At 60.0% G+C, this 24,245-nt stretch carries 24 protein-coding genes; 11 read left to right on the top strand and 13 right to left on the bottom strand.

Translation table 11 applies throughout. The annotated features are described in order from the left end of the window. Window positions 1–86: 86 nt before the first annotated feature. From M2397_RS18270 to M2397_RS18260, 3 genes are all read right to left on the bottom strand, one after another. A complete protein-coding gene (locus M2397_RS18270; protein WP_131699853.1) occupies window positions 87–1,178 on the bottom strand; it encodes a bifunctional transcriptional activator/DNA repair enzyme AdaA in 1,092 nt (363 codons plus the stop codon). 98 nt (window positions 1,179–1,276) lie between these two features. Next, window positions 1,277–2,098 carry an isocitrate lyase/phosphoenolpyruvate mutase family protein gene (locus M2397_RS18265; RefSeq protein WP_259244200.1) on the bottom strand — a complete coding sequence of 274 codons (822 nt, stop codon included), beginning with the start codon at window positions 2,096–2,098 and terminating at the stop codon, window positions 1,277–1,279. Window positions 2,099–2,559: 461 nt separating this feature from the next. After that, on the bottom strand, window positions 2,560–3,288 hold the full coding sequence (locus tag M2397_RS18260) for an OBAP family protein (RefSeq protein ID WP_371920974.1): 729 nt from the start codon (window positions 3,286–3,288) through the stop codon (window positions 2,560–2,562). A gap of 704 nt (window positions 3,289–3,992) precedes the next feature. Here M2397_RS18260 and M2397_RS18255 point away from each other — a divergent pair. Further along, a complete protein-coding gene (locus M2397_RS18255) occupies window positions 3,993–5,258 on the top strand; it encodes an APC family permease (RefSeq protein WP_131699859.1) in 1,266 nt (421 codons plus the stop codon). A gap of 223 nt (window positions 5,259–5,481) precedes the next feature. Here the strand turns inward: M2397_RS18255 and M2397_RS18250 are convergent, their stop codons facing one another. Next, entirely contained in the window at window positions 5,482–6,156 is a 675-nt protein-coding gene (locus tag M2397_RS18250) for an HAD family hydrolase (RefSeq protein WP_259244199.1), read from the bottom strand. A gap of 80 nt (window positions 6,157–6,236) precedes the next feature. Continuing rightward, on the bottom strand, window positions 6,237–6,425 hold the full coding sequence (locus M2397_RS18245) for a hypothetical protein (protein WP_131699849.1): 189 nt from the start codon (window positions 6,423–6,425) through the stop codon (window positions 6,237–6,239). A gap of 671 nt (window positions 6,426–7,096) precedes the next feature. Here M2397_RS18245 and M2397_RS18240 point away from each other — a divergent pair. Beyond that, window positions 7,097–7,555, top strand: a complete 459-nt coding sequence (locus M2397_RS18240) for an Hsp20 family protein (protein WP_053130927.1) — start codon at window positions 7,097–7,099, stop codon at window positions 7,553–7,555. A 53-nt stretch (window positions 7,556–7,608) separates the two neighbouring features. On the opposite strand, the gene M2397_RS18235 is transcribed toward M2397_RS18240, so the two are convergent. The 3 genes from M2397_RS18235 to M2397_RS18225 all read right to left on the bottom strand — a co-directional run bounded on the left by M2397_RS18235 (window position 7,609) and on the right by M2397_RS18225 (window position 10,864). Beyond that, a complete protein-coding gene (locus tag M2397_RS18235; RefSeq protein ID WP_145336430.1) occupies window positions 7,609–8,886 on the bottom strand; it encodes a cation:dicarboxylate symporter family transporter in 1,278 nt (425 codons plus the stop codon). A gap of 95 nt (window positions 8,887–8,981) precedes the next feature. Next, window positions 8,982–10,190 carry a pyridoxal phosphate-dependent aminotransferase gene (locus tag M2397_RS18230; RefSeq protein ID WP_184743262.1) on the bottom strand — a complete coding sequence of 403 codons (1,209 nt, stop codon included), beginning with the start codon at window positions 10,188–10,190 and terminating at the stop codon, window positions 8,982–8,984. A gap of 11 nt (window positions 10,191–10,201) precedes the next feature. After that, window positions 10,202–10,864 carry an RraA family protein gene (locus M2397_RS18225; protein ID WP_131699846.1) on the bottom strand — a complete coding sequence of 221 codons (663 nt, stop codon included), beginning with the start codon at window positions 10,862–10,864 and terminating at the stop codon, window positions 10,202–10,204. A 122-nt stretch (window positions 10,865–10,986) separates the two neighbouring features. Here M2397_RS18225 and M2397_RS18220 point away from each other — a divergent pair, with 122 nt between their 5' ends. Together M2397_RS18220 and M2397_RS18215 are read left to right on the top strand one after the other, a co-directional pair. Beyond that, window positions 10,987–11,883 (top strand): LysR family transcriptional regulator, encoded by an 897-nt coding sequence (locus M2397_RS18220; protein WP_184743259.1) that lies wholly within the window; start codon window positions 10,987–10,989, stop codon window positions 11,881–11,883. Window positions 11,884–11,947: 64 nt separating this feature from the next. Further along, complete coding sequence (locus M2397_RS18215; protein ID WP_259244197.1) at window positions 11,948–13,003, top strand: D-isomer specific 2-hydroxyacid dehydrogenase family protein; 1,056 nt, start codon at window positions 11,948–11,950, stop codon at window positions 13,001–13,003. Here M2397_RS18215 and M2397_RS18210 read toward each other — a convergent pair. After that, the gene (locus M2397_RS18210) at window positions 13,000–13,674 is read right to left on the bottom strand and encodes a TetR/AcrR family transcriptional regulator (protein WP_131699843.1); all 675 of its coding nucleotides are present in this window, start codon (window positions 13,672–13,674) and stop codon (window positions 13,000–13,002) included. The genes M2397_RS18215 and M2397_RS18210 overlap by 4 nt on opposite strands. A 122-nt stretch (window positions 13,675–13,796) precedes the next feature. Between M2397_RS18210 and M2397_RS18205 the strand changes: the two genes are divergently transcribed. From M2397_RS18205 to M2397_RS18190, 4 genes are all read left to right on the top strand, one after another. Continuing rightward, on the top strand, window positions 13,797–15,008 hold the full coding sequence (locus tag M2397_RS18205; RefSeq protein WP_145336422.1) for an MFS transporter: 1,212 nt from the start codon (window positions 13,797–13,799) through the stop codon (window positions 15,006–15,008). Window positions 15,009–15,069: 61 nt separating this feature from the next. Next, window positions 15,070–15,504 carry a hypothetical protein gene (locus M2397_RS18200; protein ID WP_131699841.1) on the top strand — a complete coding sequence of 145 codons (435 nt, stop codon included), beginning with the start codon at window positions 15,070–15,072 and terminating at the stop codon, window positions 15,502–15,504. Next, entirely contained in the window at window positions 15,501–16,976 is a 1,476-nt protein-coding gene (locus M2397_RS18195; protein WP_259244195.1) for an ATPase domain-containing protein, read from the top strand. Before M2397_RS18200 ends, M2397_RS18195 begins: the two co-directional genes overlap by 4 nt. Window positions 16,977–16,984: 8 nt before the next feature. Then, entirely contained in the window at window positions 16,985–18,004 is a 1,020-nt protein-coding gene (locus tag M2397_RS18190; protein ID WP_145336418.1) for a sensor histidine kinase KdpD, read from the top strand. Here M2397_RS18190 and M2397_RS18185 read toward each other — a convergent pair. Continuing rightward, entirely contained in the window at window positions 18,001–19,062 is a 1,062-nt protein-coding gene (locus tag M2397_RS18185) for an SDR family oxidoreductase (protein WP_259244194.1), read from the bottom strand. The genes M2397_RS18190 and M2397_RS18185 overlap by 4 nt on opposite strands. A 156-nt stretch (window positions 19,063–19,218) precedes the next feature. Between M2397_RS18185 and M2397_RS18180 the strand changes: the two genes are divergently transcribed. After that, a complete protein-coding gene (locus M2397_RS18180) occupies window positions 19,219–20,016 on the top strand; it encodes a DNA/RNA non-specific endonuclease (RefSeq protein ID WP_131699837.1) in 798 nt (265 codons plus the stop codon). A gap of 9 nt (window positions 20,017–20,025) precedes the next feature. Here the strand turns inward: M2397_RS18180 and M2397_RS18175 are convergent, their stop codons facing one another. Then, window positions 20,026–20,205: a DUF1289 domain-containing protein gene (locus M2397_RS18175; RefSeq protein ID WP_131699836.1), complete on the bottom strand. Its 180-nt coding sequence runs from the start codon at window positions 20,203–20,205 to the stop codon at window positions 20,026–20,028. Between the two features lie 304 nt (window positions 20,206–20,509). On the opposite strand from M2397_RS18175, the gene M2397_RS18170 reads away from it, so the two are divergent. After that, window positions 20,510–21,721, top strand: a complete 1,212-nt coding sequence (locus M2397_RS18170) for a YeeE/YedE family protein (RefSeq protein WP_145336413.1) — start codon at window positions 20,510–20,512, stop codon at window positions 21,719–21,721. Between the two features lies 1 nt (window position 21,722). Here the strand turns inward: M2397_RS18170 and M2397_RS18165 are convergent, their stop codons facing one another. Next, the gene (locus M2397_RS18165; protein WP_082340928.1) at window positions 21,723–21,884 is read right to left on the bottom strand and encodes a DUF2986 domain-containing protein; all 162 of its coding nucleotides are present in this window, start codon (window positions 21,882–21,884) and stop codon (window positions 21,723–21,725) included. 164 nt (window positions 21,885–22,048) lie between these two features. Between M2397_RS18165 and panB the strand changes: the two genes are divergently transcribed. Next, window positions 22,049–22,864, top strand: coding sequence for a 3-methyl-2-oxobutanoate hydroxymethyltransferase (gene panB, locus M2397_RS18160; protein WP_259244193.1), 816 nt, complete (start codon window positions 22,049–22,051; stop codon window positions 22,862–22,864). On the opposite strand, the gene M2397_RS18155 is transcribed toward panB, so the two are convergent. Beyond that, on the bottom strand, window positions 22,852–24,240 hold the full coding sequence (locus M2397_RS18155) for a PLP-dependent aminotransferase family protein (protein ID WP_259244192.1): 1,389 nt from the start codon (window positions 24,238–24,240) through the stop codon (window positions 22,852–22,854). The two genes, panB and M2397_RS18155, sit on opposite strands and share 13 nt — an antisense overlap. Window positions 24,241–24,245 lie beyond the last annotated feature (5 nt).

The raw sequence follows: 24,245 nt of genomic DNA, 5'->3' as shown, positions 1-24,245 counted from the left end.
GTGGGGACTTACGCAATTAGTTCTGGAGTTCGGAGGGTGTGTTTCCGGAACTCTTAAGTTGTGTCTGCGTATATTCCGATTAGCAGCTAATCCAACAGGAATTCGTTCTGTTGAGTCATTTGCAAAGCAGTCTTCTCCAAACGCAGTAAAAACTCTTTCCGGGGCTGTCCTCCGCCATATCCGGCGAGTGCACCGTTTGTCGCTATGACACGGTGGCAGGGCACGACAATAGATAAGCGATTGTGTCCATTTGCATTGCCCACTGCTTGGCTTGCACCTGGCTTACCGATGCCCCTAGCGATGGCACCGTAGGTTGAAATGGTTCCATAGTCGATTTTTAGAAGCTCTGCCCACACAAGCCTGTCAAAAGAGCTGCCTGGCATATGGAGCGGTACTGAAAAACTTTTTAGCTTTCCATCAAAATAAAGTTTTAGTTGAACTTCGATCTGCTTGATGTAGAGGTGCTCGCCAGGCGCAATTGAATACCCATGACGCCCACGCAGTTCGTTTAATTCAGCGGTTAGGGCCGGGCGGTCAAGAAATTCGAGGAGTACCAAACCTCGTTCCTCTGCCATGGCAATCATTGGGCCCAACGGTGTAGTCAGATGACGATAAAGCAGGAGCGACGTTTCAGCTGCCTTACCGGGTGGCATTTGAAATGTTTTTTTGAAAGCATCTCTAAAACCACTCAATGACTCGTATCCTAAGTCAAATGCTGTGTTATCCAGCGTTTCGCCCGCAGAAATCCGGCCTAGGGCGACACCGAGCCTTCTAGAGCGCATCCATGCATGAAAAGTCATGCCAAAATTTTGTTTGAACCACCTGCGTAAGCGTAACGGATCGATACCATGCGTAGTTAGTTCAGCATCACTCCAGCGAGCGTCAGGTGATGCAGATACAGAGGCCAGTAGCCCCTTGACCCAACCTGGCGCGGAAGCCGCGAGATTCAATGGCTTGCATCGCAAGCAAGGCCGATAACCTGCTGCCATCGCTTCGTTGGCCTGTGAAAAAAACTCTACATTCTCGGGCTTTGGCTTACGTGCACCACATGTAGGGCGGCAAAAAATACCTGTAGTTTTGACAGCAGTGAAAAAAACGCCCTCGTAGGCGGTGTCGCTGCATAGCATCGCATTCACCATCTCGCTTCTGGGCGGAAGAGCGTGATTGTAAGATCTCATAGACCGTAGCCTCGTCCTCGAATGGGTGTGAAAATCGCTTTCGAGGTGCGGGAAACAGCGGCGATTTTCATGCGAATCACAGATTAATAGGTCGACGATTACTTTTCGCCTAGGTGTTTTTTTGCTGCCATAAGTCTATTCAGGTCGCCGTAGGTATATGCGTCCAATGGATACTCAAAAAGCTTTCCCGTTCGCAAGAAGCTCTTGGCGAGCGCCTTGTTGGCGCCACATAAGAATTCAGCGATGCTGGAACCAGCGCTTAGCCGTTTGACGCCTAGACTCGCCAATTCATCCAAGCCGGGTAGGCCGTTCCAGGAAAGCAGGTTGACGGGTAGCCGCGTTGCCTCGCACAGTGTAGCAATGTCGTTTTGCTCAACCATTCCGGCTGCAAAAATGCCGTCTGCACCTGCTTGCTCGAGCAGCGATGCACGGAAGAGGGTCTCTGCCAATTGTCGCGCTGGCTCTACCAAACACCTCAGATAAACGTCAGTTCGTACGTTCACGAACAGATCGATTCCATGCTTGCTTGCTACCTTCTTTGCCACTTCGATTTTTCGCAAAATCAGATCGGTGCCGCCTGCTCCGTCCTCAATGTTGATTCCAACGGCTCCAGCCCTAACTACGCAATCAATAACTTTAGCAACCGACTCAAGGTCGTCGGAATAGCCCCCTTCGACATCGACCGTGAGGGGGACTGTAAGCACTCGAACCATTGACTCAACTGTAGTAGTCAGCAGTTTTAGGGGAAGTTGATTGCCATCTTGGTATCCATGCGCCCAAGCAACGGCGGCGCTGCTGGTCGCGACTGCCTTACTCCCTACGCTCTCGACAATACGTGCGGTGCCAGCATCGCTCACGTTGGCGAGTACCAACAAATTATCTTGGTGAAGGTTGCGGAAAACCGCACTTAGTGGCGTCATTCAGTGGTACCCCGGTGAGAGAAGACAGATGCAGATCGCACTATCGTAAGCGGACTACACCGACGTCTCCACCGAGAAATCGACAGTGATTTAAGAGCTAGCGAATATAGTTTTTGCGGGCTAGTGAGGGGTGAATACCTACGCAAAAGTCTGCTGAAAGACGTTGCCGTACACATCCAGTCATCGCAGGGATCGGGTAGATGACTTCCCCGGACGCTTGCGGTCCTTTTGCTTACGCGAAGTGTTTGATCAATGATCCACGTACGGGCCGACCCTCTGCACAACCAGGTCAGTTGGCTCGTCTACATCGTCGAAACTATGCGAATCAGGACAGCAGACTCTCGTTAGATCGTTCGGGGCGCGCACCCGAACGATGAGCGGGATGCCGCCTTCTCACTTCTTGAGTGAAGGCGGCAGGTGAGGGTAAGAGTCCTTGGGGTCAGTCATATTTGCGATGAACATCAGTGCTGATGGGGAGTGTCCGTAGGATCAACGATTTGAAAAATCTTGCCCTGGTTCCATGCATCTGCGCCTGGCGCAACGACGGGCGTTGGTATGTCCGCCCGAGCTTTCTTCTTCTGCGCGCTATCTAACCCGAATCGACGATCGCGATCTGCAACCATCTGTGGATCCGCTTGCCCGTCTGCTGTAAAGCCCATCATGAGCTGAGGAACGCCAAGGGGCAGGTCTTTATTGAGGTCGGTATGCCAGGTGTGCCACGTCTTGCCGTAGGTATGGACGAGTTTTTCCATCAATGCATGCTCGGCTACCTCAGGGATCCCAGGCGCTACGAGCTGACCTGATTTCACTTCGTGAACATGACTGTGCCAAAGCGCTTGTTCGGCTTTGGGAAGACCTGCGAACAATTGTTCGCTGATGATGTACTCGACCCCCATCAGCTTGGCGTCCTTACGATTGCCATCGTAGATCACGCACTGGATAACTTCCTCGTTGAGAATCGCGCAGTAGTGGTGCGCCTCCATCTGGGCGTTCATGTGGCCGTTGTAAAAATGGAAGCCATCCAGATACGCATTCAACGCGTCTATCGGCGGACGTGATTGAAGTAGTGCAGCACCGGCATCAAGGGACTGCGTGGCGGGCGATTTGGTATCTCCAGGCGCGATTACGTTAGAGGGCGAATTGTTACCCGTACATGCGACGAGAATGGGCGCTAACAACGCCATGCTCATCGTGTTGACCCTATAGGCTTTGCGCAATCCACTCATTCGAGAGTCCCTTCAGTCGATTTAATTTAATGCGTGCCTTGTCGCTTAGATAGCTTTTCAGCACCCCATGCAGTGGCAGCGATATGGATATCTGCCAAGCAAAGAAAGTTTTTATCTGCGGGGAAATTGCCGACGACAGGTGCTATTTCAGTCATTTCCGTGCGCCTTATGCCGCCGGTCGCGACGGATAAAATCATAATCAAATGATCGTGCCGAGTAGTCCTTCAGATAATCGTGGGCGTCGCCTTGGTTGAGTTGCCGAATGAGTATCGATTGCCTGTTGCCCATTAGTGTCCTACTGATCGTTATAGGCCCTAAGGAATGATGAGGAGGTCGTGATAGAGATCGAATCAAACACCGTAACGTTTGTTCCCCCCAGAGTTCATGCAATTCCCACCACCCCTTGGCTCTATGCAGACATATCTAGCCTGACGGAATGGTTCCACTTTGGAGACTACGTAGTAGTTGGTCTCTGCGTGGAGGCTTTGGACGATACCCGACCCCTCGGCAAGATATGTGAACTTTAGTCATACGCGAATTTCCATTGCTTGAGAGTGAAGCCACCTAGCTATCAGCCCGGTGATCGGCTGTCTCAACCTCAAGCCAGGAAGTTTAACGTGAAGACCTTGACCCCCAAGACCTCCCTTCGCCGCGCCGTCACCGGCCCGATGCTGTTTCTATTTATTCTCGGCGATGTTCTCGGGGCGGGCGTTTATGCCCTTGCCGGGACAATTGCGGGAGAGGTAGGTGGCGCAATATGGGTGCCCCTGCTACTCGCTCTGTTTTTCGCGATGCTTACTGCCGGTTCCTACGCAGAGCTGGTGACAAAATACCCTCACGCGGGCGCCGCTTCGGTTTTCGCTGAGAAAGCGTTCGGGTCACCACTCATTTCTTTTCTCGTGGGCTTTTGCATGCTTTCTGCTGCTGTCACAAGCGCGGCAGGTTTGTCCTTGGCGTTTGCGGGCGATTACCTAGCGGCGTTCATCCAGGTACCACCTCACATTGCGGCGCTGCTGTTCCTTGTCGTTATCGCGCTCCTGAATGCAAGGGGGATTAAAGAGTCCCTTGGAGCCAACCTAGTGATGACAGTTATTGAGCTGTCAGGCCTTCTCTTGGTCGTTGTCGCCGCAGCGTGGTATTTCCGCACAGGCGAGGCAGATTTGGGTCGCAGCCTGGAGTTCAAGCCAGGGGTCAGCCCGATGTTAGCCGTTTTGGGGGCGGCATTGATCGCCTTCTATTCGTTTGTAGGATTCGAAACATCCGCCAATCTAGCGGAAGAAATTCGAGACGTTAGAAACGTTTACCCGCGCGCGTTATTTGCCGCATTGGTAACCGCCGGAGTCGTCTACATGGCTGTCGGAGTCGCCGCATCTTCCGTACTGCCAATGGAAAAGCTGGTGGCAACCTCGGCTCCCCTTCTTGAAGTGGTTCGGGCGTCAGGTTTAAACATTCCGCCTCGCGTCTTCGCCTTCATTGCATTGATCGCGGTGGCCAATGGTGCGCTCCTTACGATGATCATGGCCAGCCGTCTAACTTACGGCATGGCCTGTCTTGGGATCTTGCCAAAGGCGCTGAGCAGAGTGCTGCCTCAGAGACGCACCCCGTGGATAGCAATCATCGCTACCACCCTCGTAGCTATTGGACTCACGCTGACGGGAACTCTAGCTACATTGGCTGAAACCGTCGTCCTGCTCCTGCTGTTCGTATTTCTCTGCACTAATTTGTCCGTGTTAATCCTGCGCCGCGACGAGGTTGCGGAAGATCACTTTCGGGTGCCTACGTGGGTTCCGGTAATTGCTATCGTCTCGTGCTTGGTACTGCTCAGTCAGCAAAGTTTGGAAACATGGATGCGGGGAGGGGCCTTGATCCTCGTAGGCATGCTGCTTTTCGCGTGTTCAAGAGTCGCGCTACCCGCGCCAGTGGAGCCTGGTTAGTCTTGTAAGCGCTTCGCCTGTCTATCGCAGCGTTAACTTGTCGAATTTGTACGAGTGTCAGGGCGCGCGGTTGTATTGGGAGCATCCAATGCCCCGGATGCTTGATTGTGAGCGACACTGGAGCACCATCCGATCAATCGTCTGGCATGCCTGCACGCAGGAACTTCAACGTCGCCGCCGAGCGGGGGAGCACATCAATTCAAGCCGCGTGCCTGCATATGGCTCACGGACGGGAAGCTACCTCGTCTAGGTGCTGCAGCAGTGCCAGAGGATCCTCGTAGACTCGGAGTGCACCTGCACGTTCAAGCTCTCCTGTGTCGTAACCACCTGAAAGCAGCCCTATACCGGTGGCCTTACAGCGGCGTGCGGCAAGCATGTCCCAGATGGCGTCGCCTATCACCAAGCATTCTTCGATGGGTACATCGAGTTTGCATGCAGCGGCGAGAAAAAGGTCTGGATCGGGCTTGCCATATTTAACGTCATCACGGGTGATGAGATTGACCTCTGCTATATCCAAGCCTAATGCCTTCAGATTTATCGCTGCAGTATCCATCCCACCGCTGGTAGCAATACACCACTTGAACTGATCGCGATTCAAAGTATCGAGAAGCTCGACAGCGCCAGGGAGCGCGCTTATCTGGCCCTGCAGATCTTTGTAGGCTTTATCATGTTTATTGCTCAGCCTTTTAGCTTGGTCTGGTTTGATTTCCAGTCCTGTTTCACGCGCTAACGTCTTGAGCATCAGCCCACCGCTCATACCGATTTTTCTGTGAATTCGCCACATGGCCAACGGTATGCCTTCTGAGTCGAGCGCGGTTTTCCACGCAAAGACGTTCTGGTAAACGCTATCAGTCAACGTTCCATCCAGATCGAATATAAATGAGGTTTGCTGGCGCATGCGTGGCACCTCTCTAAATTAAAACTCAAGCAATAAGTGTCGTACATTTCGAATGTTGGACGCACCGAAAATCAAAGGGACTAGCTTTTATCCTTGAGTCTTTCCAAGTCGGATGGGCCGGGTTCTACACGCGGTTCATCGCCAAGTAATTCATCTTCCCTAACGACTCGTTCGTCATCGGTTAAACCTGTATCTGCCAGGTCTGAGCCGAAGGCCGAGTCCTTCGCGCCTTTACGTTTAACTGATGGAACGAAGCTTTTTTCAGGCATGAGGTCTCTCCTTGCGTTTCGAAATTTAAAGCGCTCAGTTTTTCGAAAGCATGTGCCCTGACTCGTTCAGTCTTTCGCGAATCATTGGGACGTGGAGACGCAAACTGCCGCAGGGAAACCCACAGCCTCATCTCCATGATCGCGGCCTTGCGCGTTCCCCGGCCTGACCAAGTGGTTTTGGTTTATGTACAAAAAAGGGCCCAGCTGTAGTCTTAGGATGATCGTATGGGTATGAATTTTAAGCACTAGGCTTAATTTCAATTCAAAACAGTTATTTAGTCTAAGAGTGCCAGATAGGGAAAAGCCTGCAGCGATGCAGGCTGTTTTTGCTTGGGATTTGACCATAGGCATCAAACGTTGGGCGCAAGTGCCCGCTCTCCCTTCAGCTTCCTCCACAATGTCCTCATCGTCGCGTTCTGATTGGCAATCGCGCAATATGAGCGCCTCTCCAACCGGATCGGCGCTGGCGGATGATGGCGGCGATCTACGGCGACTCCAGCACGTTTCTTGCTCGCCGGTGCGTCAGCCTGTTTGAAATGATCGCAGCGCCGGATAAAATTTTTTTTGTGGCCGTGCTTGAAATTTCCCCCCCTGAACCTACTTAGGTTTTACGCGATGCCGAATACGGGTCGCGTCTCAAATCACTTGGAGAAAACTCAGGAGATTTTGCAATGGCTACTACTCTTTCGTTGGCCCCACTGTTCCGTCATTCCGTCGGTTTTGACCGTTTCAACGACCTTTTTGAATCGGCGCTTCGCAGCGAGGCCGGTACCACCTACCCACCCCACAACGTCGAAAAGCACGGTGAAGATCACTACCGGATCGTCATCGCGGCCGCAGGCCTGGTGGAGGATGACCTGGAGATCCAGGTGGAAAAAGGCGTGTTGACCGTCGCCGGTGGCAAGCGCGAACACAACGAGGGCATCACCTACCTGCACCAAGGCATCGCCCAGCGCGCGTTCCGTTTGTCGTTCCGCCTGGTCGACCACATTGAAGTGCAGGGCGCGCAACTCGCCAACGGGTTGCTGAGCATCGACCTGCTCAGGGTGGTTCCGGAGGAAGCCAAGCCTAAGCGCATTGCGATTGGCGGTGCTGCCAAGGCTGAGGTGAAATCCATCAGCGAGCAGTAAGGCTGGAATGAATAAAGGCGCTCTCCGGAGCGCCTTTATTCGTAGCGTTCACATTACAGCGAGGGAACATTTCTCCCACTCGACTCATGCCCAGCCCGCACCTCACGCCCCTCCCACTTGGCAATCACCAACGGCGCCAACGCATTGCCCAGCACATTCAGCGCCGTGGTCGGCATCTCCATCAAGCGGTACACCCCGGCGATAAACGCGATGCCTTCCAACGGCAGACCGGCGCTGGCCAGGGTGGCCGAGAGAATCACGAACATGAACCCCGGCACCCCGGCCGCGCCCTTGGAGGTGAGCACCATGGTCACCACCAGCAAGGCCTGATCGCCCAGGCTCAAATCAATGCCGTACAACTGCGCGACGAACAGGGTGCCGATGCCGAGGAACAGTGAGGCGCCGTCGAGGTTGAACGAGTAACCCACCGGCACCACAAAGCTCACCAGCGAAGGGGGTACGCCGTAGGTCTCGAGTTTTTTCATCAGTTGCGGCATCACCGCCGCCGAGCTGGCGGTGGAGAAGGCCAGCACCAGTTCATCCTTGATATGGCGCATCAGTGCGAACAGGTTGATCCCGCATACACGCGCCACCAGGTTGAGCACCACCAGCACAAAGAAGGCGATGGCCACATAGCTGACCATGATCAGTTTGGCCAGCGGCAGCAACGAGCTGAAGCCGAAGTTGGCCACGGTCACGGCGATCATGCCGAACACGCCGATGGGCGAGTAGGCCATGATCATCGAAGTGACCTTGAACATCGCGTCGCTGACGCCACGCAACAGCGCGATGACCGGGTCTTTGCGCTCGGCGGGCAAGCGCGCCACGCCCAGGCCGAACATCACCGCAAAAAACAGCACCGACAACAGGCTGCCCTGGGCCATGGCGTTGACCACGTTGTCGGGGATGATGCCGACGATGATCTGCCCCAGGCTATGACCGGCGCCGGTACTGGTGGGCAGGGTGATATTCGCCGCGTGCAGGCTGGACAGTTCAGTGCCGGCGCCGGGCTTGAGCAGGTTGCCCATGACCAGGCCGATGATGATCGCCAGGGTGGTGATGCAGAAAAAATAGCTCAGGGATTTGACCCCGATACGGCCCAGGGATTTTCCGTCACCGTGCCCGGCAATGCCCACCACCATGCAGGAAAACACGATGGGCACTACGATCATTTTCATCAGCTTGATAAAGATGTCGCCCGCCGGTTGCAGGACATTGTCCACCAGCCACGGCCGGGATTCGGGAAAGCGGTGCAGCAGGGCACCAATGGCGATACCGGCGAGCAAGCCGATCATGATTTGCCAGACCAGCGCGATACGGGGCGTGTGCATGGGAGTGCCTCATTTGAGATCAATGATTTTTAAGTTGTTGTTCTAGGCAGTCAAAAGGCGGCCGTCCGCTGGTCGCCGGGTGTTACGGGTGGCCGTCAGCGCAGGTCGTGGCAAGCGTCTTTGAGGCGACGGCACCCTTCTTCGATCACGTCCAGGGAGCTTGCGAAGGACAGGCGCACATACGGCGACATGCCGTAGGCCGCACCGCTGACGGTGGCCAGGCCGTAGTCGCGCAACAGGTAGTCCACCAATTGGGTGTCGCTGTCGAGGCGATCACCTTGGGGGGTGAGCTTGCCCATCAGGCCGCTGACGTTGGCGAATACATAAAACGCGCCATCGGGCGGGATGATGCTCAGGCCGGGAATACCCGCCAGTCGCTCCAGCATCAGTGCGCGGCGCTGCCGGTATTCCCCGCGCATCGCGGCGATAGGTGCCTGATCACCCGCAAACGCGGCCACCGCTGCCGCCTGGCTCAACGAGCTGGGGCAGGTGGTGGTCTGTGACAGCAACTTGGCGATGGCCGCGATCAACCACGCCGGCCCCGCACCAAAGCCCAGGCGCCAACCGGTCATCGCATAGCCCTTGGACGCGCCGTTGACGATCAGCGTGCGCGGCTTGAGGTCGGGCGCAAGGCGTGTCAACGGCACATGCCGGGCGTCGCCGTAGACGAAGTGTTCGTAGATCTCATCGGCCATGACCAGCACATGGGGATGGCGGCGCAGCACCTGCGCCAGGGCCAAGAGTTCGGCTTCGCTGTACACCGCGCCGCTGGGGTTGTTCGGGCTGTTGAGGATCACCCATTTGGTGCGTGGGGTGATCGCTTCTTCGAGCGCGGCGGGCGACAGCTTGAAACCCAGGGTTTCATCGCCGGGAATGATCACCGGTGTGGCATCGTTAAGCCGCGCGATGTCCGGGTACGAGACCCAATACGGCGTGTGCACGATGACTTCATCGCCGCGATTCAAGGTGGCGGCCAACGCGTGATAAATGATGTGCTTGCCACCGCAACCGGCAACCACCTCATCCAGGCCGTACACCAGATCATTGTCGCGCTGCAGTTTCAGGCAGATGGCCTGGCGCAGCGCGAGGGTGCCGGTGGTGGCGGTGTAATGGGTATCACCGCTGTGCATCGCCAGGCTGGCGGCCTCAAGAATATGCGCCGGAGTGTCGAAGTCCGGCTCGCCCACGGTGAAGTTGACGATGTCGCGGCCCTGGGCGCGCAACTCGGTAACCAAGGCGTTGGCGGCGATGCTGGGGGAGGGCGCGATGCCCAGGACACGGTCCGACAAAAATGCAGTGCTCATCTTGGACTCCTTCACACCAGGCCGGCATTGTTGAGGGCCTTGTCGATCCAGCTCTGGCGCACCGCACCGCTGGCGATCTCTGCCTTGACCGCTTCTTCATGCTCGGCATGTTGCGCGGCGCGGCGCAGCACTTCGGTGGCGTCGGCCTGGGAGAACGCGACCAGGCCGTCTTCATCACCCACCAGCAGGTCGCCGGGGTTGATCACCATGCCGCCGATGGACACCGGCACGTTCACTTCGCCGGGGCCGGTTTTGTACGGGCCGGTGTGCACCACGGCGCGGGCGTAGCAAGGGGTGTCCTCAAAGCTGGCGACATCGCGAATCGCGCCGTCGATCACAAACCCCACGCAACCACGCTGTTGGGCGTAGAGCTTGACCAGCTCACCGATCACCGCGTTATTGGTGTCGCCCTGGCCGTCCACCACCAGTACATGGCCGGGTTGCAGCATGCTCATGGCCTTGTAGATCAGCAGGTTGTCGCCGGGGCGGGTCTTGACCGTGATCGCCGTGCCCACCAGCTTGCCGCTGCGGTTGTAGCGCGTCAGGCCACGGGCGCCGATATGGCGGCCGAGGTTGTCGCTGATATGCGGCGTGACCACCTGAGCAAACGCCTCGACCAGTTCGGCGGGGGCCATGGGCGCGTTGGGAAGGATGCGTGAACCGGGCAAGGACATGGCAAATCTCCAGAATTGTTAGATAGCGATGGGCTATGGCCGGATCTTAGGAGTGATGATCGAAGAGTTTTAGCGATATTTTATGATGTGATAGCATCGCTTTTTCTCATGAATTGGCCGCCATGATCACCTTCAAGCAAATCGAAGCGCTGTACTGGATTGCCGAACTCGGCAGCTTTGAAGCGGCGGCGAACAAGCTGAACATGTCTCAGTCGGCCATCTCCAAGCGCATCCAGGAGTTGGAAGACACCTTCGACGTCGAGATTTTCGACCGCAGCAAGCGCAACGCCCGGCTGACGGAGAAGGGCGGTGAGCTGCTCGACTACGCCCGCGACCTGCTCAACAGTCGCGACCAACTGCTCGAACGGGTCAGCGCCCGCGAAGTGTTGGTGCGCCGTTTTCGCCTCGGCGTCACCGAACTCACCGCATTGACCTGGCTGCCGGCGCTGGTGGAAGCGTTGCGTCAGGCCTACCCCAAGGTGCAGATCGAACCGTCAGTGGAACTGAGCAGCGAACTGTTTCGCAAGCTGGAAAGCGACCAGCTCGACCTGGTGATTGTGCCGGACGTCTACAGCGACCCGCGCTTCCACAGCACTGCGCTGCAAAGCGTGGAAAACGCCTGGATCTGCGCGCCGGACCTGATCCCCAACCCCGACCCCGTAAGCCTGGAAGTGCTGGCCGATTACACCGTCCTGACCCAGGGTTCGCAGTCGGGCACCGGCTTGATCTACGAGCGTTGGCTAGCCGCGCACAACGTGCAGATGCCGCGCACGCTCACCAGCCATAACCTGCTGGTGCAGGTGGGGTTGGCGCTGTCGGGGATCGGCGTGAGCTATCTGCCCAAGGCGTGTTTGTCGCACCTGATCGAGCACGGCGCATTACGCGCGCTGGTCACGCAGCCGGAGTTGCCGAGTATCCAGTACGTGGCATTGCACCGGGTGGACCGCCAGTTCGGCTTGAACCAGGACGTGGCGCGGCTGGCGCAGGCCTGCTGTGATTTTTCGCGGTTGTTGTTTTAGAGCAAGTGTGGCGCGATGCTAGTGTATCGGTGCGGTTGAACACCCTTTAAAGAGGCTCACAGGTATGGCATTCACCACCCTGATACTGGATGCTCCCGGCCCGCCGTTGCTATTCGAGGAAGTCGACCGATTCCTTGAGTTGGGCCTGGTCGTCACCCTGAATCTCTACTATTTCACCGATAAACACAGTATCCGCGAGCACTATGGCGAGCGCATCCGGTACACCGAGATCAATGGCCACGACAGGCAAGCTTTTATCGACGCCGTGACTCAGGCCGGGGGGTATAGCGTGTTTAAGACGCGCCTGAATATTCCCATTGAGAGCGAACTGATTCGCGCCGCGGCATCATCGGCCCTGCCAACGCCGCTGCGCGCCATCGCCCAAGCGGGTACAGGCGTTAACCATATCGACCGGCAAGAGGCTGAGCGGTGTGGCGTGACCGTACTGAACACGCCGGGCTCCAACGCGGCGGCGGTCGCTGAATACGTCGTCGCCCAGGCGTTGTTTTTATCCAGGGACCTGGACCACTACAACGCCGAAACGCACCGCGGCCGCTGGTCCAAGGGCACCTTGGCGCCCGGCCCCGAATTCGGCGAACTCACGCTGGGGGTGGTGGGCACCGGCAGTATTGCCCAAGCCGTCGCACGCAAAGCGGGATCGCTCGGTATCAAGGTCATCGCCAGCGGTTCAGAGCGTTTTACGCAGCAGGTCGCGCACAGCCTTGGGCTTGAGCGGCGGCAAAACCTCGAGCAATTGCTGGGGGAGGCCGACGTGGTTTCTATTCACGTACCGCTGACACCGCTCACCCAAGGCCTGTTCGGCCTTGCCCAGTTCAGGCAGATGCGTCAAGGCTCGATACTGATCAATACCGCTCGCGGCGGCATCGTCGACGAAGCCCAGTTGGCAAGCTTCATGACCGCGTTTCCCGGGCATATAAAAGCGGTTGCCATCGATACCTTTGTCCACGAAAAAGACCGTTTTGACTCGCCACTGGCAGGCATCGGCAATGCCCAACTGACACCGCATATCGCAGGCAACACGACGACGGCGATCCGTAAGGCTTCACGGCAGATTGTCGACAAGATCCACGCGCTCAGCCTGGCTGCGGACGCACGTTAACCCGCAGGATTCGAGCAGGCCCCTTTGATAAGAGCAAGCTCCCTCGCCACAGGCGGCGTGGTGGACGCAGCTATGTCCCAAGTCATCATGAGCTGGCTGATCGCGGCGTCGAGGGTGGCATGGGGCACGTTGTCCCGCGCCAATATCGACACCCCCTGCAAAAAACTGTCAAATACACTCGCCATCACGGCGGGCTGGGTCTGCTGCGGCAACTGGCCCAACCGAACCGCGCGCTCCACGCACGCCACAATTCCCGCCCGCGTGCGCAGGCGCGACTGGGTCAACCCGTCGGCCACCCGCGCGTTTTCCGGGCTGGGCGCACTCATCACGCCCAGCGCGACCATGCAGCCCTTGGGGTGGCCGTCTTCGCACTGCATGCGCGCCGATTGGCGCAGCGCAGTTTCGACGGCCTGGCGCGGGGGCAGGGTTTCGTCCCACAGGCATTCGGTGACCTGGGCGTAGGTCGCCAGGTAGCGCTTTACGCACTCGTCGAACAACGCCTCCTTGGAACCGAACGCCGCGTAGAAACTCGGCGCGGAGATCCCGCCACCCAAACCCGCCTTGAGCTGGGCCAGGGAGGTGGCGTCGTAGCCATGCTGCCAGAACAGGTGCATGGCCTGTTCCACGGCGTGTTCGCGGTCGAAGGTGCGGGGGCGGCCCATTTGTGCCATGTCAGGTCTCCGGTGGGAAAACGAGATAAATACTAGTCGATACATAAGTCGTTGACAACGCGCACCGATCGCCCGCAACATTTATATCGATCAGTACCTAAGTCTCGCCCAAGGAGTTTACCGTGACCCCCTCACTCACTTTATCGGCCGCATCCGAGCGCCTGCCCATCGGCGCGTTGCTCGCCCTGGCGATGACCGGCTTCATCTGCATCGTCACCGAAACCCTGCCCGCCGGCCTGTTGCCCTTGATCAGCGACGGCCTGAGGATTTCCCCGTCGATGGCCGGGCAGATGGTCACTGCCTACGCACTGGGCTCGGTGCTGGCGGTGATCCCCATGACCATCGCCACCCGTGGCTGGCGCCGGCGCAATGTGCTGCTGCTGACCATCGTCGGTTTCCTGCTGTTCAACTCCATCACCGCGTTGTCGTCCCACTATGGCGTGACCCTGGTGGCGCGCTTCTTTGCCGGGGTGGCGGCGGGGTTGGCCTGGAGCCTGCTGGCCGGTTACGCGCGGCGCATGGTTGCGCCCCATCAACAGGGCAAGGCACTGGCGCTGGCGATGGTCGGCACGCCGATTGCGCTGTCGTTGGGTGTGCCGTTGGGCACCTGGCTCGGTGGCCTGGTGGGCTGGCGTACCACGTTCGGCCTGATGTCCGCCGTGAGCCTGGTGCTGATCGCCTGGGTGCTGGTGAAAGTCCCTGACTATGCGCCGCAGCCCGCCCATCAACGCCTGTCGCTGCGCAAGGTGCTGACCACGCCGGGCGTGCGCCCTGTGCTGGCGGTGGTGATCAGTTGGATGCTGGCCCACAACATTCTGTACACCTACATTGCCCCGTTCGTGGCGCCGGCCGGTTTGGCCGAGCGTGTGGACCTGGTGTTGCTGGTCTTCGGGATCGCTGCGTTGGCGGGGATTTGGCTCACGGCCAGACTGGTCGAACCGTTATTGCGCAACACCGTGCTGGTGAGCCTGGCGACGTTTGCGGCGGTAAGCGTGCTATTCGGCGTGCTGGGGAATGTGCCACTGGTGATCTACCTCGGCGTGGCGGTCTGGGGCCTGAGCTTCGGCGGCGCCGCGACCTTGCTGCAAACCGCCCTGGCGGATGCGGCGGGGGACGGCGCGGATGTGGCGCTGTCGCTGAACGTGGTGGCATGGAACAGCGCGATAGCCGGCAGCGGCGTCGCAGGCGGCGTGTTGCTGGACCGCTGGGGCGTGGCGGCGTTTCCCTGGGCAATGCTGGGGTTGATCGCGGTGGCGCTGGTGATTGCCTGGGCGGCGCGTGGCCATGGTTTCCGACCAGGTCGGCGCACGACGCAGGCGGCAGTGGGCCATTAAAACGTCGGGCTGGCACGATAGGGTGTACGATCAGTGTCAACTCATCGGATATAAGCCCGTCATGTCCACGCTAAGCGAAGAGAGCCGCCAGATCGTAGCTTCTCTGGCGCACCGTGTTGGCCCTACCGCTGACCCTGCAAGCATCGCTGAGGCGATTGTTTCGATCCTGCAGGATATCGACGCAGTACTCACGCCCATTATCGGGCAGCAAGGTGCTGTGGCGCTGCTGCGTCGCAGCCTGCGCTTGAGCGTCCAGACCCATTCGCGCCTGTCCGCCACCTACGACCGCGTGCAGGCGGCGCCCGACCTGAGCGATCTCAAAGCCCTATTGATCGAGCAGACTGAAGCCGATGCGCTGTTCTTCGGTGAAGTACTGCTGACCACTTTCTACACGTTGCTGACCACGCTGATCGGGCCTTCGCTGACCGCCCGTTTGCTGCGCGACGTGTGGGAGCCCTCCTTGAGCGACACCCCTTCCCAGGAACAATCGCCATGAGCACCAAAGTAACTATCAACCGCCTGGCCACCGGCGTGCCAGGACTGGACGAGGTGCTGGGCGGAGGATTGCCGGAGTTTTCGTTCAACCTGATCGCGGGCCCGCCTGGCTGCGGCAAGACCACGCTGGCGCATCAAATGATGTTTGCCCTTGCGACGCCGGAGCGGCCTGCGCTGTTTTTCACCGTACTGGGCGAGCCGCCGCTGAAGATGCTGCGTTATCAGCAGCAGTTCGATTTTTTCGACAGCGAGATGATCAACCAGTCGATCCGCTATATCAACCTGGCCGACGACACACTGGCCGGCAACCTGGACGAAGTGCTGCGGCGCATTGTCAGCGAGGTGGAGGCGCATTCGCCGTCGCTGGTGTTTGTCGACTCCTTCCGCTCGGTGGTGCTGGCCAGCCAGACGCAGCACAATCCCAACAACAACTTGCCGCAGTTCGTCCAGCAACTGGGCATGTTGATGACGACGTGGCAGGCGACGACCTTCCTGATCGGTGAGTACTTCACCGAAACCGACACCAACCCTATCTTCACCGTGGCCGATGGCTTGATCTGGCTGCGCCAGAGCGTCGAGCGCAATTCGATGGTGCGCAAGATGGAAATCATGAAGATGCGCGGTCAGCCGACATTGCCGGGGCTGCACACCTTTCGTATCGCCAGCTCGGGCATCAAGGTGTTCGCGCCTGCCGCGTTCAACCCGGTCGAGGCGCCGATGGCGCGGCCTATCCAACGCCTGAAAATGGGCGTGCCACGCCTGGACGAGATGCTCGGTGGCGGGCTGCCCAGGGGCTACTCGCTGCTGGTGGCCGGGCCCTCGGGGTCGGGCAAAAGCATCCTGGCGGCGACCTTCCTCGCTGAAGGCGCGCGCCAGGGTGAAACCGGCGTTATCGCAGTGTTCGAGCAGCGCCCTAACCACTCACAGAACGCCACCCTGGCCAACCTGATTCACAGTGGGCAAGTCGGTCTGGTAGACAGCCGCGCACCTGACTTGTCCATTGATGAAATCGTCCACCTGCTGCTCAGCGAGGTTCGCCGCCTGAACGCCACGCGCGTGGTCATCGATTCGCTGTCGGGCTTCGAGCTGGCCCTGGCGCCGACCTTTCGCGCGGACTTCCGTGAGTCGCTGTCGCGCATGGTCACGGCGCTGACCAGTGCCGGGGTCAGCGTATTGATGACCTCGGAGCTTGAAGACCGCTACACCGACCTGCGTTTCAGCCCTTACGGCACCGCGTTCCTTACCGATGCGATCATTGTGCAGCGCTACATTGAGGTGCGCAGCCGCTTGCTGAGGATCATGGCCGTGGTCAAGGTGCGTGCCAGCGCGCACTCCGATGAGCTGCGCCAATACCACATCAATGACGATGGCCTGCAGATCGGTGAAAGGCTTGCGGACCAGGAAGGGTTGCTCGGCGGGCGGCCAACCGCATTGCATCCGCACGCGCAGGGCGCGGGAGACGAAAATGGTTGAGCTGAGCCATGAGTAAAGGCGAAGGACAGGACGAGCGTGAAGTGGCCAGTGCCGCTCATGAACTCTTCCTGCTCGGCCAGAAAACGGTTGAGGCCCGCGCGGTACTGGCGGCATTACAGCAACAACTGAGTGACGCCAGCAGCCGCCTGGTGGACTCCCAGCACGTCGAGCAACTGATCGAGGCCAACCAGCAGTTGGTGCTGGCGATACTGCTGGCGCAATCGGACGCCGTCGCGGGACCTCCTCAGGAGGAGCAGCACCTCTACCAGGAACTGCGTGAGGCCAACGCGCAACTGGTGATCGCGGCGCTCAGCGCCCAGGACCTGCAGGCAACAGCCGAGCGAGCGTTGGGCCAGCAGAAAAACATTCTCGCCATGGTCGCCCATGAGCTGCGCAACCCGCTGACGCCGATCAGCCTGATCGCCGAGCGTATGGTCAGGTTGCCGAGCGACCAGTTGCCGCGCATGCGTGAGCTGATCGAGGGGCAGGTCCAGCATATTTCCCAACTGGTCGATGACCTGCTGGATGTGTCCCGCGCCAGCACCGGCAAGTTGCGTATCAACCGCCGTCAGGTGGATATGCTGCGCATCCTCAACGCCGCGATCGACGCCTGCAGCCCTGTGATGGTCAAGCGTCAGCAGCAATTGGATGTCGAGCTTCCCGACGCCAGTTTGAGCATCAACGGCGACCCTGGGCGGCTCGCGCAGATTCTGCATAACCTGCTGGCCAACGCGGCCAAGTACACGCCCATCGGCGGGCGCATCAAGGTGTTCTGTACCGCGCAGGCCGGGATGCTGAGGATAAGCATCAGCGACAACGGCATCGGCGTCACCGCCCAGGCCCTGCCGTTTATTTTCGACCCTTATGTGCAGGATGTTCACGCCGTCGGTTTCAACGGCGCCGGCCTGGGCATCGGCTTGACGGTGGTGCGTGAACTGGTCGAGGCACACGGCGGCAGCGTGACGGGTATGAGCGAGGGGCATGGCAAGGGCAGCGAATTTGTGGTGACGCTGCCCCTGATGGATTAAGGGATCAAACGCGCTGCGCGCAGTTGGTCGAACACCTCGAAGAACGCCTGATCGCTGGCCTGGTAAGCGGTAAAGCCCATCTTCCGGCTCTTGGACATGTCCGTGACCACCTCGATGGGCCGGCCCAGGTCGGCGTCGGTGTGCCACGGCGACACCAGCCGATCCATCTCGGCCTCCTTCAGTTCATGTTTCGCAGCGATCTGGCGCCAGGCGGCCTGGTCATTGGCCATTTGCGTCTCAAGCGGCGAGGGCGAGGCCGGGAAGTCGGCCGCTGCCACGCCGAAGTAATCGGCAATCCGGCCCCACATCCACTTCCAGCGGAACACATCGCCATTGGTGACGTTGAAGGCCTGGTTGGCGGCAGCGGGCGTGGTGGCCGCCCATAACTGTTGCTGGGCCAACTGCCGCGCATCGGTCATGTCCGTGAGGCTGTCCCATTGCACGCGGGAGCCTGGGAATACAAACGCGCGACCTGTGTGTTTGCAGACACTGGCGTAGACGGCGAGGGTGGTCGCCATGTTCATCGCATTGCCCACCGCCACGCCGGTGACGGTGTGCGGGCGATGCACGCTCCAGGTGAAGCCGTCCTTTTTTGCGGCGGCGAACACTTCGTCTTCCTGGGCGTAGTAGAAGTTTTCCACATCCAGGCGGCCTTGCTCTTCGCGGAACGGGGTGTGCGGCAGGCTGCCCTTGCCATAGTTTTCGAACGGCCCGAGGTAGTGCTTCAAGCCGGTGACCAGCGCCACATGCTGCACGCTCCCGGCGGGGCGCACGGAGTCCAGCACGTTGCGCACCATGGCGGCGTTGACGCGTATGTTCTCGGCTTCGGTGGCCTGGCGCGACCAGGTGGTGATGAACACATGGGTGGGTTTCAAATCGGCCAGGGCCTGTTGCAGCGATGCCGGGTCCTGCAAGTCGGCGGCGACCGGAATCACGCCTGGCACCTGCGAGGGCTGACGGGACAGGGCTGCAACGTGCCACTGGTGTTCGAGCAGTAACTGGGTGATGGCGCTGCCAACGATGCCGCTGGCGCCCACGACGAGTGCGGTCTGGGTCATAGGTTTCTCCCGAGGATGTAGTGTTCTGAGCCCCTGGGTGTAGGAGAGGTTCAACCTTATCCGTGAGGCACGCGGCACCAAACACACGAATCAGGGTCCATAAGCCCCGCACGAACATTCGCGCTCATCCGTTACCCTCACCATAAGATTTAAAGCATGTACCTACGCACTATCGCAGTCGGGCTGTCGGCCCTTGTTTTGTTTTCCAGCGCTGTAGACGCCCGCAGTCTGGCCAACCCTTACACCCCCACCGAGCAACGTGCCTCATTCGATGGCTGCGCCGATCTCTTCCCTGGCGCTGCCCCGATCAAGACGGCCACCGTCCCGGCGTCGATGAAGCCGCTGGCGCTGTGTTCCGAGACGTTTGCGGTGCTTTACTCACAAACCAGCAAGACCCCGCTGGTGGTGGTCGAACGCCTGAACACCGCGCAGTTGAAAAATGCCAAAGGCGAGGAGCGCACCAACCAGTTCTACGCCGACCCACGCATTCCCAAAAGCGGCCGCGCGGAGCTGAGCGACTACCGCAGCCAGCACCCGGCCATGGACCGTGGCCACCAGGCCCCGGCCGCCGACGCACCCAATGCCCGGGCCATGGCCCAGTCCTTTGCGCTGTCGAACATGGTGCCCCAAGACCCCACCAACAACCGCAAGATCTGGAGCAAGGTCGAGGCCGACGTACGCAAGTTCGCGGTGCGCGCGGGCGGTGACGTGTATGTGTTCACCGGGCCGCTGTTCGACCCAGGCTACAGCACCATCGGCGACAACAAGGTCTGGGTGCCGACGCGCCTGTTCAAGCTGGTGTACGACGCCTCCAGCCAGCGCGCCTGGGCCTACGTGCTGCCCAACGCCGAAACGCGCATCCAGAAGCCGATGGACTACGCCACCTTCGTGAAAAGCACCGGGCTCAAATTGCTGGGCAATCTTCCGGTGTCAGGGTCGGTTGGGCGCTCCTGATCAAGCGGCTTACTTGGTTTTTTTCAACGCTTTCAAGCGTTGGGTCGCGCGTTGCACGGCGGCCATTTTCTCGGGGCGTTTCATGCGTTTCCACTTGCGGATCTCGTCCTTGCTGCGCCCACAGCTGACGCACAGGTCGCCGCTGAGCTGGCAAGTGGAGACGCATGGGTTTTCGATGTCTTTAGCCAAGAGGTCACCTGGAGATGGGGTAAAGGGGCGCACCCTGCCCGCGAGTATATGCACATAGGCTGATTCCAGGTTGTGGTCGTTGCCAGGGGGACGATGACTGACATGGCGCGGCCGGCGCAGTGCTCAGCCACAGTGACGGCCAATGTGGGCGTTGTCGAACCCTGGCGAGGCTGCGATGACGGCGGCAGTGCCAACCTATATGTTGCCTGACACACCGCTATCGCAGCCTCACTTAAGCCCGACAACTCCCACAGGCTATACTCGCCCGTTCGCAATCCCCCCTTCAAACAAACCGAGATACCCCATGAGCACCTCTCTCCCTTTCACCCCCGCGCGCAAGCCTGTCGCGCCGTTGGTGGCCTTTATCATCCTGGTGCTGGGCGCCCTGTTCCTGCAAAGCAGCGTCGGTTCGCGCCAGGTGCTGTTGCTGGTGGTCGGCGCTGCACTGGGCTTGACCCTTTACCACGCCGCCTTCGGCTTTACCTCCGCCTGGCGCGTGTTCATCAATGATCGCCGGGGCGCTGGCTTGCGGGCGCAGATGGTAATGCTCGCGCTGGCGGTGCTGCTGTTTTTCCCGGCGCTGGGGGCGGGCACGTTGTTCGGGCAACCGGTGGTCGGGCTGGTGGCGCCGGCCGGGGTGTCGGTGGTGTTCGGTGCGTTTATTTTCGGCATCGGCATGCAGTTGGGTGGCGGGTGTGCCTCGGGCACGTTGTTCACGGTGGGCGGCGGTAATGCGCGCATGCTGGTGACCTTGTTGTTCTTTATCTGCGGTTCGCTGATCGCCACCCACCATGTGGACTGGTGGTTTGCGTTGCCGGCATTCCCGGCGGTGTCCATCGTCAAGAGCTTTGGCGTGGTGCCGGCGTTGCTCGCCAGCCTGGCCATGTTTGCGCTCATCGCGGCCGTCACCGTGCGCCTGGAAAAGCGCCGCCACGGCCAGCTTGAGGAAGGCGTGACCAGCGAACATAAAGGCTTGCGCCGCTTCCTGCGCGGGCCATGGCCCTTGGTGTGGGGCGCGATTGGCCTGGCGCTGCTCAACTACGCCACGCTGGCGTTGGCCGGGCGGCCGTGGGGGATTACCTCGGCGTTCGCGCTGTGGGGCGCCAAGGTGGCAAGCGGGTTGGGTGTGGACGTGGCCAGTTGGGCGTTCTGGCAAATGCCGGGCAACGCCAAGGCCCTGGCTGCGCCGGTGTGGGAAGACATCACCAGCGTCATGGACATCGGCATCGTCCTCGGTGCGCTGTTGGCCGCCGGCCTGGCCGGGCGTTTTGCCCCCAGCCTGAAGATCCCGGCGCGTTCGCTGGTGGCGGCAGTGATCGGCGGCCTGCTGCTCGGCTACGGCTCGCGCCTGGCCTACGGCTGCAACATCGGCGCGTACTTCAGCGGCATCGCCTCGGGCAGCCTGCATGGCTGGGTGTGGCTGGTGGCGGCGTTTATCGGCAACGGCGTGGGTGTGCGCCTGCGGCCGTTCTTCTTCGCCGGTGAGCGCCGGCCCGAAGCGCTGAGCGGTTGCTGAGTTAATCCTCAGGGGAAATGTCTGGCGCCTGAGCGGCCTCAGTCGCCAGCTTTTCCCGCTCGGCCTTGCTGATGTACTTATCCTTGGATTTCGGTGCCAATTTGGCGCTGGCCTTTTTGGCTTTGGCCTTGAACAGCTGTTGCAGTTTTTTCTGGCGATTCATGGGTTGTTACCTGGCGTGTACGTGCGCGGATGATACCAGCTTAAAAAACCGCGACTGCTGCCTGGGTCGCTTTTTAGCGCCGATCTGTGCATTGAATCGCCGTGTCTTTCGCCAATACTCGGGCCCCGCAACCCCCGAGTATCGAACGCTATAGGGAAGACACCATGAGCCTCCACACCCGTACCAAACGCATGACCGTGCCTCAACTGGTCGCCATGAAAGGCCAGCAGAAAATCGTCTCCCTCACGGCGTACACCAGTTCCATCGCCAAGCTGATCGATCCGCTGGTGGACTTCATTCTGGTCGGTGACTCCACGGCCATGGTCGGCTATGGCCGGCCGTCGACCTTGAGCATGCAGCTCGAAGAAATCATCGGCCACACCCGCGCCGTGGTCGACAGCACGCGCCTGGCCTGTGTGATTGCCGACATGCCATTTGGCAGCTATCAGGAATCCCATGAACAGGCGTTCCGCAATTGCGCCCAGGTGTTGGCGCGCACCGGCTGCGATGCGGTCAAGCTGGAAGTCAACCAGGCGCTGGCGGGCACCGTGGCGTTCCTGGTGGCGCGTGGTATTCCGGTAATGGCGCACGTGGGGCTGATGCCGCAGTTCGTCAACGTGATGGGTGGGTTCAAGGCCCAGGGCCTCACGGCTGAAACCGGCGCCGTGATTACCGAAGACGCCCGCGCCAACCTGGAGGCGGGCGCTTTCAGCCTGCTGCTGGAAGGGGTGGCCGAAGGCGTGGCGCGGCAGATTACCCAGAACTCGGACAGGCCCACCATCGGCATCGGCGCCTCACCGGCCTGCGACGGCCAGGTGCTGGTCACCGAAGACCTGTTGGGCCTGGGTGGCGAGTACCTGCCGCGTTTCGTCAAACAGTACGCCGATGTCGGCGCGGTGATCCGCGACGCGTGCGAGCGGTTTGCCGACGACGTGCGTCACGGCCGCTTCCCCGAAGCGCGGCACTGCTACGGGCTTTGACGGATCGCCTGGGCCAACAGTTGCACGGCCTGGGCGATATCCTTGCTCCAGTCGAGGGTGTAGCTCAGGCGCACATGCTGCGCCCAGCTGCCGTGCGGGCTGAACAACTGCCCCGGAGCGATCACGACGCGCTGGGCCAGCAGGCGTTCGAACATCTGTCCCATGTCGACCGGGCGCCTGGCCTCCAGCCAGAAACTCGCGCCGCCATGGGGTTCGACCACGTCCCACTCGCCGTGCGTTTCCAGCAGGGCTTTCATGCGCGTCATCCGTTCCCGCAAGGCCGCGCGCAGCATCAGCAGGTGCTGGTCGATGCGCCCGGAGGTGAACAGCTTGGCGATCGCTTTCTGGCGGGTCGGCGACAGGCGAAACCCACGCTCCAGGAACACCCGCTGCAACTGCGGCCCTTGCCCGCGACACAGCACATAAGCGTAGGGCGCCTCCGCGCCGATCACCTTGTCGAAGGTCGAGAACACCAGCAGTTTCTGCGGGTCGGCAACGTCGCGATAGCGGGCGGCGGGCGGCTCGAAACACAGCTCGCCGTAGGTGTCGTTTTCGAACAGCCAGATGTCCCGCTCTGCCAGCCAGCGGCAGATCTGCTGTTTATCCTGCGCCGGCATCACGCCGCCCTGGGGCACGTTCACACTGGATGACAGCACCGCCAGGCGGATCGGCTCCCGCTCGAGTAGTGCCTGGAAGGCGGGCAGGTCGAAGCGCCCGTCCGCGCCGAGGGGCATTTCAATCACGCGGATATTCGCCGCCTGCAACTGACGCAGCACCGCCCACGAACACGGCGACTCCACCAGCGCCAGCGTGCCACGCAACGCCAGGGCGCTGAGCGACAGGTCCAGCACGCTGTGCAGGTCCGAGCCGATATACACCTGTTCGGCCTGCCAATAGTGGTGGGTGGATTGGGTGTAGCGCGCGGCCAGCGCCGCACGCAGCTCGGGCTCGCCGAACGGCAGGTACAGCGGCGTCGGGGAGCGCGGATACTGGCGGGCCAGTTCGCGCTCCATCATCAACAGCGGGTTTTCCAATGACAGCAGCATCGCCGGGGCGTCGCTGCTCAGGGCCAGCATGCCCGGCTGGCGGGCGTTGGCGAACACCTGGTCGAGCAAATCAGGCGAACCTTCGCTCAACAGCGGCGCCGGCACGGCCCGGGTGAAATAGCCACGCTTGGGCCTGGCCTGGACACGCCCCTCATCCTCCAGCAGCGCATAGGCGTACTTGGTGGTCGACACCGACACGCCCAGGCGCCGGGCCAACTGGCGCAGGGACGGCAGTTGGCGTTCGCCTGCCGAAGGGCTCGCCTCGATCAACTCGACAAGGTAGCGGTACACCACCTGATAGGCGAAAGAAGCGGCGTTGGCGGTATTCATGGTCC

This window comes from Pseudomonas sp. BIGb0381, from assembly GCF_024809815.1.
Taxonomy (GTDB): Bacteria; Pseudomonadota; Gammaproteobacteria; order Pseudomonadales; family Pseudomonadaceae; genus Aquipseudomonas.
This window is presented reverse-complemented; position numbering and strand designations above follow the sequence as displayed.

Excerpts from the sequence above, each read along its gene's own strand:
- M2397_RS18270 (WP_131699853.1), bottom strand. The coding sequence starts at position 1,178 with ATGAGATCTTACAATCACGCTCTTCCGCCCAGAAGCGAGATGGTGAAT.
- M2397_RS18265 (WP_259244200.1), bottom strand. The coding sequence starts at position 2,098 with ATGACGCCACTAAGTGCGGTTTTCCGCAACCTTCACCAAGATAATTTG.
- M2397_RS18260 (WP_371920974.1), bottom strand. The coding sequence starts at position 3,288 with ATGAGCATGGCGTTGTTAGCGCCCATTCTCGTCGCATGTACGGGTAAC.
- M2397_RS18255 (WP_131699859.1), top strand. The coding sequence starts at position 3,993 with ATGCTGTTTCTATTTATTCTCGGCGATGTTCTCGGGGCGGGCGTTTAT.
- M2397_RS18250 (WP_259244199.1), bottom strand. The coding sequence starts at position 6,156 with ATGCGCCAGCAAACCTCATTTATATTCGATCTGGATGGAACGTTGACT.
- M2397_RS18245 (WP_131699849.1), bottom strand. The coding sequence starts at position 6,425 with ATGCCTGAAAAAAGCTTCGTTCCATCAGTTAAACGTAAAGGCGCGAAG.
- M2397_RS18240 (WP_053130927.1), top strand. The coding sequence starts at position 7,097 with ATGGCTACTACTCTTTCGTTGGCCCCACTGTTCCGTCATTCCGTCGGT.
- M2397_RS18235 (WP_145336430.1), bottom strand. The coding sequence starts at position 8,886 with ATGCACACGCCCCGTATCGCGCTGGTCTGGCAAATCATGATCGGCTTG.
- M2397_RS18230 (WP_184743262.1), bottom strand. The coding sequence starts at position 10,190 with ATGAGCACTGCATTTTTGTCGGACCGTGTCCTGGGCATCGCGCCCTCC.
- M2397_RS18225 (WP_131699846.1), bottom strand. The coding sequence starts at position 10,864 with ATGTCCTTGCCCGGTTCACGCATCCTTCCCAACGCGCCCATGGCCCCC.
- M2397_RS18220 (WP_184743259.1), top strand. The coding sequence starts at position 10,987 with ATGATCACCTTCAAGCAAATCGAAGCGCTGTACTGGATTGCCGAACTC.
- M2397_RS18215 (WP_259244197.1), top strand. The coding sequence starts at position 11,948 with ATGGCATTCACCACCCTGATACTGGATGCTCCCGGCCCGCCGTTGCTA.
- M2397_RS18210 (WP_131699843.1), bottom strand. The coding sequence starts at position 13,674 with ATGGCACAAATGGGCCGCCCCCGCACCTTCGACCGCGAACACGCCGTG.
- M2397_RS18200 (WP_131699841.1), top strand. The coding sequence starts at position 15,070 with ATGTCCACGCTAAGCGAAGAGAGCCGCCAGATCGTAGCTTCTCTGGCG.
- M2397_RS18195 (WP_259244195.1), top strand. The coding sequence starts at position 15,501 with ATGAGCACCAAAGTAACTATCAACCGCCTGGCCACCGGCGTGCCAGGA.
- M2397_RS18190 (WP_145336418.1), top strand. The coding sequence starts at position 16,985 with ATGAGTAAAGGCGAAGGACAGGACGAGCGTGAAGTGGCCAGTGCCGCT.
- M2397_RS18185 (WP_259244194.1), bottom strand. The coding sequence starts at position 19,062 with ATGACCCAGACCGCACTCGTCGTGGGCGCCAGCGGCATCGTTGGCAGC.
- M2397_RS18180 (WP_131699837.1), top strand. The coding sequence starts at position 19,219 with ATGTACCTACGCACTATCGCAGTCGGGCTGTCGGCCCTTGTTTTGTTT.
- M2397_RS18170 (WP_145336413.1), top strand. The coding sequence starts at position 20,510 with ATGAGCACCTCTCTCCCTTTCACCCCCGCGCGCAAGCCTGTCGCGCCG.
- M2397_RS18165 (WP_082340928.1), bottom strand. The coding sequence starts at position 21,884 with ATGAATCGCCAGAAAAAACTGCAACAGCTGTTCAAGGCCAAAGCCAAA.
- panB (WP_259244193.1), top strand. The coding sequence starts at position 22,049 with ATGAGCCTCCACACCCGTACCAAACGCATGACCGTGCCTCAACTGGTC.
- M2397_RS18155 (WP_259244192.1), bottom strand. The coding sequence starts at position 24,240 with ATGAATACCGCCAACGCCGCTTCTTTCGCCTATCAGGTGGTGTACCGC.